A 16,550-nucleotide genomic window follows, 5' to 3' on the forward strand; every position below is an offset into this window, starting at 1 on the left:
GCGGCCGGGGCAGCCCCGCTCTTCATCACAGGTAGTTGAACAGCGCAATGCTGTGCAGCCGCGCAAAAGTCTGCTGCGTGGCCTTGAGCGAGGTTTCGCGCTGCAGGTATTCCGAAATGGCGCTGGCCGGGTCCAGGTCCACCAGTTCCGACAGGTAGCCCTTGTCGATCAGGAAGCGCGAGGCGCCGCCTGTGTTGAGTGCGTCGAGCTCGTTCATGCGCGAACCGATCGACGAGGTGACCGTGAGCACGTTGTCGTGCGCGTTGGTGATCTTCACGTTGAAGGTGCTGAGTGCGTTGAGCAGCTCGGCTTGGGCCGCATCGCCGCCGCCGGTCAGCGGCTTCTTCAGCGCGGTGATCATGTCGCCGATGGCGGCGAACACGTCAGTACCGGCGTTGCGGGCCGTGGCCACCTGGAAGGTATCGCCGTCAGCGGGCGTGCCGCTCATCTTGATCTGCAGGCCGCCGAAAGAGATGGGCGTGTCGGGCACGTAGGGGCCCGATGCGGCGACCACGGGAGGCGTGTCCTGCGTGGACACGGTGTAGTTGCCGCCCGCGAAGCTGATCGTGAAGTCCTTGCCGTAGTTGGCCGCGGTCGCATCGGTCAGGCCCACGGGGCCGAACACGCCCGAGCCGGTGTTGGCCGCGCCGGCGGAGCTCACATAGCCCGCCCCGCCCTGCACCGACTGGAACACGCTGCGGCCGTCGTCGGTGGTCGACATCTGGCGCGACACGTCGATCTGCATGAGGCGCTGGCCCTGGTCGCCCATGTACTGGATGCCGCCGCTGGCATCGGCCACGAAGGGCGGGCTGCCGCTCTTGAAGCCGGCAAACAGGAACTGGCCGTTGCCGTCGTCGGCGTTGGCCACGTTCACCAGCTGGTCCAGGTTGCTCTGCAGCGTGGTGGCCAGCGAGGCGCGGTCGGCGTCCGACAGCGTGCCGTTGCCGGCCTGCACGGCCAGCGTCTTCATGTTCTGCATGATCGAGGTGGCCGACTTCAGCGCGGTTTCCTCTTGCGAGAGCGAGAGCATCGCGCGGCTGCGGCTGCTGGCGTACTGGGCCGACTCGGCCATCGACTGGCTGACGCCCAGAGCGCGCGCGGCCGCCACGGGATCGTCGGCCGGCGTCAGGAACTTGGTGCCCGCGGCAAGCTGCTGCTGAATGCGGAACAGCTGCTGCTGCTGCGAACCCAGGGCGTTCATGCTCTGGGCGTAGAAGGATTGGGTGCTGATGCGCATCTCGACTCCTGAAATCTGTTCTGTTAAAAGCGAGGGCCGGATCAGCCGCGGATGCCCAGGATGGCGTCGAACATGGTCGATGCGGTCTGGATCACCTTGGCATTGGCCTGGTACATCTGCTGGTACATCAGCAGGTTGGCGGTTTCCTCGTCCTGGTTCACGCCCGAGATCGAGTCGCGGCTCGCACGAATCTGGCCCGTCACGCTGTCTTGCGTTTGCGTTGCCACGCGAATCTCCATGGAGCGGTTGCCCACCTCGCTCACCAGCTTGGCGAAGGCGCCGTTGAAGGTGGAGGTGCCGCCGTCCATGGCGTTCTTGCGCTGCAGCGCGCCGAGCTTCAGCGCATTGCTGCCGTCCGACACGCCGGCCACGTTCTTGCCGATGGTGAAGGTGTCGCCCTGCGCGGGTGCGCCCGTGAGCTTGACCTCGATGCCGTCGAAGCTGATGGCGGCACCGGCGGTGTAAGGCACGGCCGTGCCCGCGGCGTAGGTGGTGGAAGTGCCGTCGGCCAGCGTCACCGTGACGGGCGAGGTCGCCGGAAAGCCCGACAGCGTGTTGCCGCCCGCGTCGTAGGCGAGCGTGACCGTTGCGGCGAGCGGCGCGGCCAGGTAGTCTGCGTTGACGACGGCGGGGCTCAGGGCGCCTGTGCCCTTGTTGCCGACGGTCTTGCCGGTGACGATCGGTGACGCGGCGGCCACCTTGGCCGTTTCGCGCACCAGCACGTCCATGTCGCGCGCGCCGGTGCGCGTGGGCTGCACCAGGAACGAGTCGCCCGCCTGCGCGGTGCCGCTGGCCACCGAGAGGCTCACGCCGTCGAAGCTGGCCGGGAACGCGGTGTAGTCGCCCATCACCTGCTTGTCGGACAGGCGTGTGACGGTGTAGGTGAGCGTGCCGGCCACGTCTTTCACCTGCACCGAATAGTCGCTGGTCGAGAGCTGCGAGGTGTCGGTCACGCTGGCGCCGAGCACCATGTTGCCGGCGTTCTTTGCATGGGAGAACACGCCCGGCGCGGCCTGGGAGAAGAAGTTGGTGCCCAGCGCGCCGTTCAGGTCCACGCCAAGCTTGTGCTGGTTGTTGAACTCGCTAGCCAGGGCCATTGCGAGGCGGCCGACGGCGTTCTGCGTGCTGGTGAGCGTTTCAGAACGGAAGGCCAGCAGCCCGCCGAGCGAACCGCCGGTGAGCACGTTGTCGTTGAGTTCGGAGACCGTGCCGGTCAGGCCGACCAGCGCCATCGACTGGCGCGTGGGATCGGCGGCGGACTGCACGGACTGCATCTTCGCGGCGCGGTCGCCCAGCACCAGCGTCTGGCCGTTGCCGATGAAGACGTTGTACTGGCCGCTGTCCTGCTCCATCACCTTGACGTCGACGATCTTGCCGAGATCGCTCACCAGCTGGTCGCGCTGGTCCATCAGGTCGTTGGGCGGCTGGCCGCCGGCCATGGCGCTGAGCTGGCTGATCTGCTGGTTCAGGCTTGCGATCTGCGTGGCGTAGGTGTTGATCTTGGCAGCGCTGCCTTCGATCTGCTCATTGACCGAGCTGTTCAGGTCCGTGAGGTACTGGTCGGTGGAGCGGAACTTGTTGGCCAGCGACTGCGCCGCGCTGATGAGCTGCTGGCGCGCGGCCGGGTCGGCCGGCGTGTTGGCCACGTCCTGCACGCTGGCGAAGAAGCTCTGCATCAAAGGCGTGATGCCTGCGGTCTTGTCGGCCAGCAGCGAATCGATGCGGTTGATCTGCGAACCGTAGCTCGCCAGCGCCGCGCCTGCGGCCTCCGCGCCGTTGAGCTGGGACGTCAGGTAGCGGTCGTAGCTGCGCTGCACCGTGGTCACGCGCGCGCCATTGCCCACAAAACCCGCGCCGGTGACCGTGCCGCCGAGCGAAGAGACCAGCGCCGTCTGGCGGTTGTAGCCGGTGGTGTACACGTTGGCCGTGTTGTGGGCCGTGGTCATGAGCGCGGTTCGCGCCACGCTCAGGCCCGAGAGGCCCGTATAGAACATCGACATGAGGCTTTACCTGTAAAACGTTTCTTTTGTTTGGACGGTAGGTGCCGGTTCGGGCACCTGTTGCTTGTTTATCGGCAGGACGCGCGAAAGTTGAAGGCCTTTTGCGTTTCGCGTTCAGACCTGGGCGAGAGCCTGGTGTCCGGTGCCAAGGGCGCGGACTTCGCGGTGCGAGGCACTCGGCGCTGTAGATGCGGCGCGGCCTTCGCTCGCGGCGGGCCCTAGCCTGAACACGCTCACCGCCTCCACGAGGCTGGCGGCTTGCTCTTGCATTGATTGGGCGGCAGCGGCCGCTTCTTCGACCAAGGCCGCGTTCTGCTGCGTCACCTGGTCCATCTGCGCAATGGCCTGGTTGACCTGCTCGATGCCGGTGCTCTGCTCCTGGCTGGCTGCCGTGATCTCGCCGATGATGTCCGCCACCCGCTTGACGCCGCTCACGATCTCTTCCATCGTCTTGCCGGCTTCTCCCACGAGGGCGCTGCCCACGTCGACCTTGCCCACGGAGTCGTCGATCAGGCCCTTGATTTCCTTGGCGGCGGCGGCCGAGCGTTGCGCCAGGCTCCTGACTTCGGATGCGACCACGGCAAAGCCCCTGCCCTGTTCGCCGGCGCGCGCGGCTTCGACTGCCGCGTTGAGCGCCAGGATGTTGGTCTGGAAGGCAATGCCGTCGATCACGCCGATGATGTCGACGATCTTCTTGGACGAGGCATTGATCGAGGCCATGGTGTCGACCACCTGGCCCACGACGTTGCCGCCCTTGATGGCCACTTCGGAGGCCGAGAGGGCCAGCTGGTTGGCCTGGCGTGCGTTGTCGGCGTTCTGCTTGACGGTGCTCGTGAGTTCTTCCATCGAGGCAGCGGTCTCTTCGAGCGAGCTGGCCTGCTCTTCGGTACGCGATGACAGGTCCTGGTTGCCCGCGGCAATCTGGCCCGAGGCGGTGGCAATGGCGTCGGTGCCGGTGCGCACGCCGCCAACCACGTTGGCCAGGCCGGCGCGCATCGATTCGACGGCCCGTGTGATGACGCCGATCTCGTCGCGGCGGTTTGAGCTCAGCTGGCGCGACAGATCGCCCTGGCCGATGGTCTGCACATGTTCGCCCAACACGCTGAGGGGCCGCACGGTCCGCCGGAGAAAGATGATGAGCGCCGCGCCCAGCACGACCGCAGCCAGCGCGATGAAGCCGCCGAGCAGGGTCATCTCGCGGTAGAGCTCGGCCATCACCTCCGAAGCGGGAATTTCCGCGACCACGAGCCAGCCGGTGGCTTCGCTCTTGCTCACGGATGCGTAGTGCTTTTCTTGCTGCGCCGGCAAAAGCACCGCGGGCGCGTTGTCCAGCCACTCGGCGTCATCGCTCTTCAGCCGGCTGATCCAATCCGCGGCCTCGGCATCCTTGAGCACTTCGGAAAGTTTTTTTCCGCCCGCGGTCGGATGGAAGACGATCGTCGCCGCGGCAGGGTCTGCCCCCGGGTTGACGATGTAGAGCCCGCCCGTGTCGAAGATGCGGGTCTGGCCCACGGCTTCACCGAACGAGGCCTGCTGCTGCGAGATGTCCAGGCCGATGTAGAGCACCGCAACCACATTGCCCGCCGCGTCGCGCACCGGGTCGTAGACCGTGATGTAGGGCCGCCCGAACAGCGTGACGCGGCCGACGAACCGCTTGCCCGAGCGCAGCAGCGGATATGCGGCGCTCTTGCGGTCGAGCAGCGTGCCGATCGCGCGCTCGCCGTTTTCCTTCTTGACCGACGTGGTCACGCGGCGGAAGTCTTCGCCCTGGGCCACGAACACCGTGGCGTTGGCGCCGGGAAAGTCGCGTGCGAACGCATCCACCTCTGCGGTGCTGCCTCCGTTGATTGCCACGCCGAAGCTGCTGACGACGCCCTGCGCCGCATCTTCGACCGCGAAAGTGCCCGCAAACTGGCGCCGGAAAACGCCGTATGCGTTCTCCGCGGTCATCTGCATGGTGCGGTCGAAGATGTCCAGCGAGCGGGCGATGGCTTCGGCCTTGGCGTTGGCGTACTGCGAGGCGCTGTGCTGCTGTTGCGCAGAGCCGATGACGTAGAACACGCCCAGGAGAAACACCGTGACCGCAAAGATGGCAATGGTGACCCTGACGGTCAGCGTGCGCGCCAAAGAGACAAAGGGGCGCTGTGGCTGGGACGAATCCGTGGCTGCTGCGTTCATCAGGGGCCTCCTGTTGAGGTGTGGTTAAAACTCGGTCCAGTCGCCCGCGGTACCGCGGGCCAGGGCCAGGGGAGGTGTGGAGGCAATCGCCTCCTTCTTGCGCGAGCTCGCGAGAGGCCGGGCTGGCGCCTCGTGCATGTGCGAAGGTTCGATGCGGGCGGCATGGCCGCCGTGTGCGCCGGCCTCGAGCCTGAACACGCTCACCGCCTCCACGAGGTTCGCGGCCTGCTCCTGCATCGACTGCGCTGCGGCCGCCGCTTCTTCGACCAAGGCGGCGTTCTGCTGCGTCACCTGGTCCATCTGCGCAATGGCCTGGTTCACCTGTTCGATGCCGGTGCTCTGCTCCTGGCTGGCGGCCGTGATCTCGCCGATGATGTCGGTCACGCGCTTCACGCTGCCCACGATCTCGGCCATGGTCTTGCCGGCTTCGCCGACCAGGGCGCTGCCCACGTCGACCTTGCCCACGGAGTCGTCGATCAGGCCCTTGATTTCCTTGGCGGCGGCGCCTGAGCGCTGTGCGAGGCTGCGCACTTCGGCGGCCACCACGGCAAAGCCGCGGCCCTGCTCACCGGCTCGGGCCGCTTCCACCGCGGCATTGAGCGCCAGGATGTTGGTCTGGAACGCGATGCCGTCGATCACCCCGATGATGTCGACGATCTTCTTGGACGAGGCATTGATCGAGGCCATGGTGTCGACCACCTGGCCCACGACGTTGCCGCCCTTGACTGCCACTTCGGAGGCCGAGAGGGCCAGTTGGTTGGCCTGGCGAGCGTTGTCCGCATTCTGCTTGACGGTGCTCGTCAGTTCTTCCATCGAGGCAGCCGTTTCTTCGAGCGAACTGGCTTGTTCTTCGGTGCGCGATGACAGATCCTGGTTGCCCGCGGCAATCTGGCCCGAGGCGGTAGCGATGGCATCGCTCGATGTCTTGATCCGTACGACGACGTCGGTCAGCTGGTCTTGCATCCTCTTGATGGAGAACAGCAGGCTGCCGCTGCGAGCCGTGCGGGCCTGCACGCTTTCCGTCAGGTCGCCGCTGGCGATGCGGCCGACCACATCGGCCGCATAGCCCGGTTCGCCACCCAGCTGGCCCGCCAGGAGCCGCGCCACCACCACACCGAGCCCCAGGCTGATGGCAACGCCGGCCAGTGCCAGCAGCAGCATCAGCAGCCGCGAGTGCTTGAACGTGCCGGCGGCGTCTTCCATGCTGGCGCGAGCCTGCTGGTCGCTGAACGCCACCATGTTCTGCAGCACCTTTTCAAGCGCGCGAGATTCCTTCAGCAGCAACGCGCTTTCTTCGGGCACGTTGCCTTCGAATTGGGAACTGTCCAGCGTCTGCCTCGCGATGAGGTCCGCAAAATCGGCCAGGTGCTTCTTCAGCGGCGGCATCAGCTTCTGGTACTGCTCGTGGAGCTCGCGCCCCTCGGTAGTTTGCTCGAGCAGCGGCTTCACATCGGCCACACTGGATTCGAGCGCCGCCACGGCTTCCTTCAGTTCCTTGAAGCCGACGTTGCGCTCGCCCTTGGTGCCCGCCGACAGCAGGCCCATCTGCGCGCGGCTGGCATCGAGCAGGTGGATGTTGGCCGCCTGCACCGCCTTGATGGCGCGCAGATCGTTGTTGTAGAGGCTCTCGGTCGAGGCATTGATGCGCCCCATGTGGAAGATGCCCAGGCCGCTGACCCCCGCACCCACCGCCGCGACGACGAGAAAGCTGAGAACCAGCTTTGCGGCGACAGGAAGCCCTTGGAACCATTTCATTTTTTTCCCTCCTGAGAGACGTTGAAAGTCGTTGGAACTCGTTAGAACTCTTTAGAACTCGGTCCAGTCGCCCGACGAGGCATGGGCTGCGGCAAGCCTGGGAGGGGACTTGGCTTCCGCCGCCGCCCGCGTCGGGGCCTTCAGCGCCGGCATGGGCTTGCGCGATGGCAGCGCCGGCTGCAGCTTGGCGTGCACTTGCGCAAGCGGGCGGGTTGCGGCGTTGCTGTCCAGCTTGAACACGCTCACCGCTTCGACCAGGCTGGCGGCCTGCTCCTGCATCGACTGGGCTGCGGCGGCTGCTTCTTCGACCAGTGCCGCGTTCTGCTGCGTTACCTGGTCCATCTGCGCGATGGCCTGGTTCACCTGTTCGATGCCGGTGCTCTGCTCCTGGCTCGCCGCGGTGATCTCGCCCATGATGTCGGTCACGCGCTTGACGCTGTCCACGATCTCGTCCATCGTGCGGCCCGCTTCGGCCACCTGGCGGCTGCCGGCCTCGACCTTGCCGACGGAGTCGTCGATCAGGCCCTTGATTTCCTTGGCGGCGGCGCCCGAGCGCTGTGCGAGGTTGCGCACCTCGGAAGCGACGACCGCGAAGCCGCGGCCTTGTTCACCGGCGCGCGCCGCTTCCACCGCCGCGTTCAGCGCCAGGATGTTGGTCTGGAACGCGATGCCGTCGATCACGCCGATGATGTCGACGATCTTCTTGGACGAGGTGTTGATGGAGCCCATGGTGTCCACCACCTGGCTGACCACGCCGCCGCCGCGCACGGCCACTTCGGAGGCCGAGAGGGCCAGCTGGTTGGCCTGACGGGCGTTGTCGGCGTTCTGCTTGACGGTACTCGTGAGTTCTTCCATCGAGGCGGCCGTCTCTTCGAGCGAGCTTGCCTGTTCTTCGGTGCGGGAGGACAAATCTTGATTGCCCGCGGCGATCTGGCCCGAGGCGGTGGCGATGGCGTCTGTGCCCGTGCGCACTTCGCCCACCACCTTGGCGAGGCTGCCATTCATGCCCTTGAGGGCATGCATGAGCTGGCCGGTTTCGTCGCGGGTCGTCACTTCGATGCGGCTGGTCAGGTCGCCGGCTGCAACGGCTTCGGCCACTTCGACCGCGCGGCGCAGCGGATGCGTGATGCTGCGGACCAGGAGCCAGGCGAGCACCAGGCCGAGGCCCAGCGACAGCGCGCCGCAGACGATCAGGATCAGGCTGGTGCTGGCGCGCGTCTCCTTGCTGCGTTCCGCCGCGGCGTCGAGCTGCGTGCGCTCGGCGTCCACCATCTGCTGCACACCCGTAAGATAGCTGCGCGACGTGGGCTCGAATCGTTCATTGAAGATCCGGTTGGCGCCTTCCATGTCGCCGGCCAGCTTGGCCTTGCTGACTTCTTCGCGGGCCGCGAGGTAGGCCTTGCGAAGCTCACCGACCTTGTCGTAGACCTGCTTCTTTTCCGGCGTGTCCATCTGTTCTTCGATGAACTTCTGCAGGTCGTTGGTTTCCTTGATGGAGAGGGCCGTGGCGGGCGCGAAGTAGGCAATGAGGTTCGAATCGCTGCTCTTGGCGATGGCCGCGGCGCGCTGCACGCCCGCCGTGGTGTTGCGCAGCCAGTCGGCGCCCGCGCGCTCGGTCTTGATGTTCTTCTCGACCATGGCATTGATTTCCGCGCCGAGCTGCCGCAGCTTCAGCACGGCAAGCACGCTGCTCGTGAGAGACAGGGCGAGGATGACGCCGATCACGACGGCCAACCGCTTGCCGATGGAAATATTGCTCAGAAACATGCTCATGACTCCAGAAGATCAGGAAAGGGCAAGGGCGCGCAACGCGCACTTGCCGTAAGAAAGAGTTGTGTGCGCCGGCCGCATCGGCCGGTGCCTTGCAGTGCGCGGAACCGCGGCGGTCAGGAAGCCTCCCAGCCACCGGCGGTAGCCAGCGCGGGCATGGCCCTGCGCGATGGCAGCGCCGGCTGCAGCTTGGCGTGCACTTGTGCGAGCGGGCGGGTTGCGGCGTTGCTGTCCAGCTTGAACACGCTCACGGCTTCCACCAGGCTGGCGGCCTGCTCCTGCATCGACTGGGCTGCGGCGGCTGCTTCTTCCACCAGCGCCGCGTTCTGCTGGGTCACCTGGTCCATCTGCGCGATGGCCTGGTTCACCTGTTCGATGCCGGTGCTCTGCTCCTGGCTCGCCGCGGTGATCTCGCCCATGATGTCGGTCACGCGCTTGACGCTGTCCACGATCTCGTCCATCGTGCGGCCCGCTTCGGCCACCTGGCGGCTGCCGGCTTCGACCTTGCCGACGGAGTCGTCGATCAGGCCTTTGATTTCCTTGGCGGCGGCGCCCGAGCGTTGTGCGAGGTTGCGCACCTCGGAAGCGACGACCGCGAAGCCTCTGCCTTGTTCACCGGCACGTGCCGCTTCCACGGCCGCATTGAGCGCCAGGATGTTGGTCTGGAACGCGATGCCGTCGATCACGCCGATGATGTCGACGATCTTCTTGGACGAAGCATTGATCGATGCCATGGTGTCGACCACCTGATTGACCACGCCGCCACCCTTGACCGCAACCTCGGAGGCCGAGAGCGCGAGCTGGTTGGCCTGGCGGGCGTTGTCGGCGTTCTGCTTGACAGTGCTGGTGAGCTCTTCCATCGACGCAGCCGTCTCTTCGAGCGAGCTGGCCTGCTCTTCGGTGCGCGAAGACAAATCCTGGTTGCCTGCGGCGATCTGGCCCGAGGCGGTCGCAATGGCGTCGGTGCCCGTGCGCACTTCGCCCACCACCTTGGCAAGGCTCTCGTTCATGTGCTTCAGCGCATTCATCAGCTGGCCGGTCTCGTCGCGCGAGCCGGTTTCAATGGTCGAGCTGAGGTCGCCGCTTGCCACGGTTTCCGCGACCTTGACCGCATGGCCCAGAGGCCGCGTGACGCTGCGGGCGATCAGGAATGCGCAAAGCGCGCCCAACACCAGCGTGAGCGCGGTCAAGAAGATGCGGAGGTTGAAGCTGCGCGCATTCGCCTCGTCGATCGCGTGGCTCATATCGTCGATGGCCTTGCGCTCGAGCGCCAGCAGTTCAAGCACGCGCGTTTCATAAGCCTTGGCGGCCGGCATGAACGTGTTCTTGAAGGCCGCTTCGGCTTCCGCGGGGTTGCCGCCGGTCTTGGCCTTCTGCACGGCGTCCTTGGCGGCCTGGTACTTGGCGCGCAGCTCGACGATGTTCTTGAAGGTCGACTTCTCCAGGTCGGTAACGAGCAGGGCCTCGACCTTGGCCATGGTTTCCCCGCCCTTCTTCACGCTGTCGGAGATGACGTCGGCAAAGGTGACGGGCAGCGATTCGTCGGTGCTCCTGGCGATCATCGCGGTGCGCGCAATGGCCGAGTAGGTCAGCACGTACCAGTCGGAGATGAGCCGCTCTTTCGCGAGCGGGCTCTGCATCATCTGGCGGGTGGCTTCGGCATTGCTGCGTGCGGTGATCAGCGCAAAGGCGGCCGAGACCAGCGTCAGGACGAGGACCAGGCCAAAGCCGATGGCCAGGCGCGTTCCGATGCGCATGTTGGAGAGGAAGTTCATGGTGGGGTGATGAAGTGAAATGGACAGGCGATCGAAATGCCCTGAAAGGCCTACGCTTCGACCAGCCTCATGCCGTTGTGCGCGCCGGACGCCACCCGCGGTGCGCTTGTGTAAGTGGGGCCCGTTTGGCGGGAGGCAGGCGCGGCCTGTTGCAGCGGGTCCAGCTTGAAAACGCTCACCGCTTCCACCAGGCTGGCGGCCTGCTCCTGCATCGACTGCGCTGCAGCGGCTGCTTCTTCCACCAGCGCCGCGTTCTGCTGGGTCACCTGGTCCATCTGCGCAATGGCCTGGTTCACCTGCTCGATGCCGGTGCTCTGCTCCTGGCTCGCCGCGGTGATCTCGCCCATGATGTCGGTCACGCGCTTGACGCTGTCCACGATTTCGTCCATCGTGCGGCCCGCTTCGGCCACCTGGCGGCTGCCCGCTTCGACCTTGCCGACGGAGTCGTCGATCAGGCCCTTGATTTCCTTGGCGGCGGCGCCAGAGCGTTGTGCGAGGTTGCGCACTTCGGACGCCACCACGGCAAAGCCGCGGCCCTGTTCACCGGCACGGGCGGCTTCCACGGCTGCATTGAGCGCGAGGATGTTGGTCTGGAACGCGATGCCGTCGATCACGCCGATGATGTCGACGATCTTCTTGGACGATGTATTGATGGAGCCCATGGTGTCCACCACCTGGCTGACCACCCCGCCGCCGCGCACGGCCACTTCGGAGGCCGAAAGGGCGAGCTGATTGGCCTGGCGGGCGTTGTCGGCGTTCTGCTTGACGGTGCTGGTGAGCTCTTCCATCGAGGCGGCCGTCTCTTCGAGCGAGCTGGCCTGCTCTTCGGTGCGCGAAGACAAGTCCTGGTTGCCTGCGGCAATCTGGCCCGAGGCCGTGGCAATGGCGTCGGTGCCGGTGCGCACGCCGCTGACCACATTCGCAAGGCTCGTGTTCATGCTCTTGAGGGCTTGCATCAGCTGTCCCGTCTCGTCGCGGCTCTGGACTTCGATGCGCCTCGTCAAGTCGCCCGCGGCAACCGACTGCGCAACTTCCACGGCCTCGGCCAGTGGCCGCGCCACGATGCGCGCGACGCACAGCGCCAGCACAAAGCCCAGCCCGATGCTGCCCAGCAACAGCGCCACGATCCACAGCCGCGCCCGCGCATAGAGGGCATCGCCATTGGCGCTGGCCTGCTGGCCACCCTCGACATTAAGGGCGACGAGCCGGTCGACCATCTCGGTCAGCTGGTGATTCAGGCGCGACGCATCCGCGCGAATGAGGGCGACGGCCTGGTCCTTCTGCTGCGCGCGGGAGAGCTCCATCACCTTGTCGTGCTCGCGCGCATACAGGCCCAGCGTCTTCACGTATTCCGGGTAGATCTTCTTTTCTTCGGGCTCGGACATGAGCGCCTCGTAGCGCGCCCGCGCCTTGCCCAGTGCCTCCCAGAGCGCGGCCATCGACTTCTCGTAGCGCGCCGTGTCTTCGGGAGACGTCGACAGCAGATGCTGCATTTCCTCGGAGCGGTAGCGAGCCATCAGCCCCCTCATCTCGAGCAGCGACTGGGCCGACGGCATCCAGTTGGTAGCGATGTCGGTCGACATCTGGTTGACCTTGGAAAGCTGCAGCACCGACACGACGCCGAGCACCGCGGTCAACGCCAGGACAGCCACAAAAGACACGAGCAGCTTGGTCGCAATCCTGAGGTTGTAGAACGCTTGCATGAACTTCTTCTCTCTATCTCTCTAACGCGGCGAAATCAGGCGGCGATCTTCTCGACCAGGCCCATCTCGTCGCTGGACATCAGCTTGTCGATGTCCACCAGGATCAGCATCCGCTCGTCCAGCGTGCCCAGCCCGATCAGGTAGTCCGTGTCCAGCACGGCACCCATCTCCGGCGCGGGCTTGATCTGCTCTGCGCTCAGCGTGATCACGTCCGACACGCTGTCCACCACCATGCCCACCACACGGCCGCCGATGTTCAGCACGATCACCACCGTGAACTGGTCGTACGTCGGCGCGCCCAGCTGGAACTTGATGCGCATGTCGATGATCGGCACGATGATTCCGCGCAGGTTCACCACGCCCTTGATGTATTCGGGCGCATTGGCAATGCGCGTCACCGCGTCGTAGCCGCGCAGCTCCTGCACCTTCTGGATGTCGATTCCGTACTCTTCCTGGCCCAGCGTGAAGGAGAGAAACTCCAGGGGCCGGCCGGCACGGGACGGTGCGGCGTTGCGGATGTCCGCGGTTTGTTGGGTTGGGGTTGCGCTCATCGGGAAACCTGTGGCTGTTGGCTTAAAACTCTGTCCAGTCGCCGCCGGCAGCGCCGGCCATGGCCAGCTGCGGAGACGAAGGTGCTTGTTGGGTCTTCTTGGCCGGCACCGCGCGCCGGGGCTTCGAAGAGGGTTCGGAGGGGCGCGCCGCCTTGGTCGCGGCAGAGGCGAGCTGTGCATTCGCCGGTGCGGCAGAGGCCTGGCCGCCTTCGAGCTTGAACACGCTCACCGCTTCCACCAGGCTGGCGGCCTGCTCCTGCATCGACTGGGCTGCGGCCGCTGCTTCTTCGACCAAGGCTGCGTTCTGCTGCGTGACCTGGTCCATCTGCGCAATGGCCTGGTTCACCTGCTCGATGCCGGTGCTCTGCTCCTGGCTCGCAGCCGTGATCTCGCCCATGATGTCGGTCACGCGCTTGACGCTGTCCACGATTTCGTCCATCGTGCGGCCCGCTTCGGCCACCTGGCGGCTGCCGGCTTCGACCTTGCCGACGGAGTCGTCGATCAGGCCCTTGATTTCCTTGGCGGCCGCGCCAGAGCGCTGGGCGAGGTTGCGCACCTCGGAAGCGACGACTGCGAAGCCGCGGCCCTGTTCACCGGCACGAGCGGCTTCCACGGCCGCATTGAGCGCGAGGATGTTGGTCTGGAACGCAATACCGTCGATCACGCCGATGATGTCGACGATCTTCTTGGACGAGGTGTTGATGGAGCCCATGGTGTCCACCACCTGGCTGACCACGCCGCCGCCGCGCACGGCCACTTCGGAGGCCGAGAGCGCGAGTTGATTGGCTTGGCGGGCGTTGTCGGCGTTCTGCTTCACCGTGCTGGTGAGCTCTTCCATCGACGCAGCCGTCTCTTCGAGCGAGCTGGCCTGCTCTTCGGTGCGCGAAGACAAATCCTGGTTGCCTGCGGCGATCTGGCCCGAGGCCGTGGCGATGGCGTCGGTGCCTGTGCGCACTTCGCCCACCACCTTGGCGAGGCTGTCGCGCATGCCCTGGATCGCATGCAGCAGGCTGGCCTGGTCGCCGCGCTTCAGCTCGATACGAACCGCCAGGTCGCCGTCGGCGATGCGGTGCGCAATGGCGGTCGCGTCCGCGGGTTCTCCGCCGAGCTGCTTCAGCAGGCCGCGCGAGATTGCCCAGCCGAGGGCCAGCAGCCCTGCGGCAAGCACCGCCGCACCAATCGACAGGGTGATGATCCGGCCCATGATCGTGGTCTGCACCGTGTCCACATAGACACCCGAGCCGATGATCCAGCCCCAGGGTTCGAAGCCCTTCACGTAGGAGACCTTGGGCACCGGCTTGTCGCTGCCCGGCTTGGCCCAGAGATAGGGAACGAAGCCCGCGCCGTTGGCCTTGACGGTCTCGACGAAAGAGACGAACAGCCGCTTGCCGGTGGCGTCCTTGTTGGAAGAGAGATCCTTGTTCTCGAGCGCCGGGCTGATGGGGTGCATCACCATGCGCGGCTGCATGTCGTTGATCCAGAAATACTCGCTGCCGCTGTAGCGCAGGCCGCGAATCGCCTGCATGGCCTGTTCCTTCGCCTGCGGCTCGGTCAGCGTGCCCTTGGCCACGAGGCCGTGGTAATGGGCCAGCAGGCCATGGGCGCTTTCCACCACCTGGCGGACGCTGGCTTGCCGCTCTTCCATGATGAGCTTGCGCTCCGAAATCAGGAAAAGGGCTGTCAGGGCCGCCACGCCCATGATGGCGCTGGCCGTGAACAGCCCGAGCTTCTGGCCGATGCGAAGGCCGCGGGAATTCAAACGGTTGAACATAGTCTCTTCCTAGGGTGGATGTCTTTTGTGCGGTGCTACCGATAGGTTTATCGGCAGATGCGCGCAAGACTTGAGGCCATTAGTTCAAAATTCTGTCCAGTCGCCACCCGCCGTGCCGGCCGTGGCCAGTTGCCGGGGTGCGGCAGCCTCGGTTTTTCCGCCCAGAGCCGGCCGCTGAACCTTGGGAACGGCCTTGAGAGGCCCGAACACCGTTCGCGCTGCCGGCGCGGCAAACGCCAACTCCCTGCGCTGCGGCTGCGCTCCGGGTTCCAGCCTGAACACGCTCACCGCCTCCACGAGGCTGGCGGCTTGCTCCTGCATTGATTGGGCGGCAGCCGCCGCTTCTTCGACCAGCGCCGCGTTCTGCTGCGTCACCTGGTCCATTTGCGCAATGGCCTGGTTGACCTGCTCGATGCCGGTGCTCTGCTCCTGGCTGGCTGCCGTGATCTCGCCGATGATGTCCGCCACCCGCTTGACGCCGCTCACGATCTCTTCCATCGTCTTGCCGGCTTCTCCCACGAGGGCGCTGCCCACGTCGACCTTGCCCACGGAGTCGTCGATCAGGCCCTTGATTTCCTTGGCGGCGGCGGCCGAGCGTTGCGCCAGGCTCCTGACTTCGGATGCGACCACGGCAAAGCCCCTGCCCTGTTCGCCGGCGCGCGCGGCTTCGACTGCCGCGTTGAGCGCCAGGATGTTGGTCTGGAAGGCAATGCCGTCGATCACGCCGATGATGTCGACGATCTTCTTGGACGAGGCATTGATCGAGGCCATGGTGTCGACCACCTGGCCCACCACGTTGCCGCCCTTGATGGCCACTTCGGAGGCCGAGAGGGCCAGCTGGTTGGCCTGGCGAGCGTTGTCCGCGTTCTGCTTGACGGTGCTGGTGAGTTCTTCCATCGAGGCAGCGGTCTCTTCGAGCGAGCTGGCCTGCTCTTCGGTGCGGGAAGACAAATCCTGGTTGCCCGCGGCAATCTGGCCCGAGGCGGTGGCGATGGCGTCGGTGCCGGTGCGCACGCCGCCGACCACGTTGGCCAGGCTCGTGTTCATGTTCTTCAGCGCCTGCATCAAGAGGCCCGTCTCGTCGGTGGACGACGATTCGATGTGGCTCGTGAGGTCGCCGTCCGCCACGGTTTGCGCCACGCGCACCGCCTCGTTCAACGGCCGCGTGATGCTGCGGGTCAGGAGCCATGCCAGCACGGCGCCGAGCAGCAGCGCAACCACGGCCAGCACGATCACGTTGGCGCGGCCCGCGTGGTTCAGGCCTTCCACGGCCTCCGCCGCCTTGTCGATCCGCTCGGCCTGGTGCGTCAGCATGCTGCGGATGCTCGCGTCGTACACGTCGAGCATCGGCACCAGCTTGTCGTTGGTGAGCTGGGCCGCCTCGTCCTGCTTGCCATCGGCCTTGAGCTTGAGAATGGTGTTGCGCAGGCCCACGTACTGGGTGCGCTTTTCCTTGATGTCGGCGCTGATCGCCTGCTCTTCGGGCGAGTCGAGCATGGCCTCCAGCTTCGACTGCGTCTCGGAAATGCTCGCGCTGGTCTTGCTCATGTGCTTTTGCAGGTACTCCTGCACTTGCGCATCGTTGCTCTTGACCAGTGCGAAGGTGCGCACGCTGTTGCTGCTGGTGTTCAGCAGCCAGTTGGCGGCCAGCCGCTCTTTTACGAGCGAGCGCTGCACCATCTCCTGCACTGCGTGGCCCACGCCTTGCAAACGGAACACACCGATGCCTGCGATGCACGCCATGAGCGCCAGCACCAGCGCAAAACCAATGCCAAGCCGCGTGCCGATTTTCAGGTTCTTCATTTCGGTT

10 protein-coding genes are annotated in these 16,550 nt (G+C 65.6%); all 10 read right to left on the reverse strand.

Translation table 11 applies throughout. The features are described from left to right. Window positions 1-25: 25 nt before the first annotated feature. Window positions 26-1,237, reverse strand: coding sequence for a flagellar hook-associated protein FlgL (flgL, locus tag M0765_RS03755; RefSeq protein WP_258502119.1), 1,212 nt, complete (start codon window positions 1,235-1,237; stop codon window positions 26-28). Window positions 1,238-1,278: 41 nt separating this feature from the next. Then, window positions 1,279-3,237, reverse strand: a complete 1,959-nt coding sequence (flgK, locus tag M0765_RS03760) for a flagellar hook-associated protein FlgK (RefSeq protein WP_258502120.1) — start codon at window positions 3,235-3,237, stop codon at window positions 1,279-1,281. A 114-nt stretch (window positions 3,238-3,351) separates the two neighbouring features. Beyond that, window positions 3,352-5,415, reverse strand: coding sequence for a methyl-accepting chemotaxis protein (locus M0765_RS03765; protein ID WP_258502121.1), 2,064 nt, complete (start codon window positions 5,413-5,415; stop codon window positions 3,352-3,354). 24 nt (window positions 5,416-5,439) lie between these two features. Beyond that, window positions 5,440-7,170, reverse strand: coding sequence for a methyl-accepting chemotaxis protein (locus M0765_RS03770; RefSeq protein WP_258502122.1), 1,731 nt, complete (start codon window positions 7,168-7,170; stop codon window positions 5,440-5,442). 51 nt (window positions 7,171-7,221) lie between these two features. Beyond that, on the reverse strand, window positions 7,222-8,937 hold the full coding sequence (locus tag M0765_RS03775; RefSeq protein WP_258502123.1) for a methyl-accepting chemotaxis protein: 1,716 nt from the start codon (window positions 8,935-8,937) through the stop codon (window positions 7,222-7,224). Window positions 8,938-9,056: 119 nt separating this feature from the next. Continuing rightward, window positions 9,057-10,715: a methyl-accepting chemotaxis protein gene (locus M0765_RS03780; protein ID WP_258502126.1), complete on the reverse strand. Its 1,659-nt coding sequence runs from the start codon at window positions 10,713-10,715 to the stop codon at window positions 9,057-9,059. 50 nt (window positions 10,716-10,765) lie between these two features. After that, window positions 10,766-12,418 carry a methyl-accepting chemotaxis protein gene (locus tag M0765_RS03785; RefSeq protein ID WP_258502127.1) on the reverse strand — a complete coding sequence of 551 codons (1,653 nt, stop codon included), beginning with the start codon at window positions 12,416-12,418 and terminating at the stop codon, window positions 10,766-10,768. 35 nt (window positions 12,419-12,453) lie between these two features. Beyond that, a complete protein-coding gene (locus M0765_RS03790; RefSeq protein ID WP_258502128.1) occupies window positions 12,454-12,969 on the reverse strand; it encodes a chemotaxis protein CheW in 516 nt (171 codons plus the stop codon). Between the two features lie 22 nt (window positions 12,970-12,991). Then, complete coding sequence (locus M0765_RS03795; protein WP_258502129.1) at window positions 12,992-14,740, reverse strand: methyl-accepting chemotaxis protein; 1,749 nt, start codon at window positions 14,738-14,740, stop codon at window positions 12,992-12,994. An 84-nt stretch (window positions 14,741-14,824) separates the two neighbouring features. After that, window positions 14,825-16,543, reverse strand: coding sequence for a methyl-accepting chemotaxis protein (locus tag M0765_RS03800; RefSeq protein ID WP_258502130.1), 1,719 nt, complete (start codon window positions 16,541-16,543; stop codon window positions 14,825-14,827). Between the last annotated feature and the right edge of the window lie 7 nt (window positions 16,544-16,550).

The organism is Variovorax sp. S12S4 (genome assembly GCF_023195515.1).
Classification (GTDB): Bacteria; Pseudomonadota; Gammaproteobacteria; order Burkholderiales; family Burkholderiaceae_C; genus Variovorax.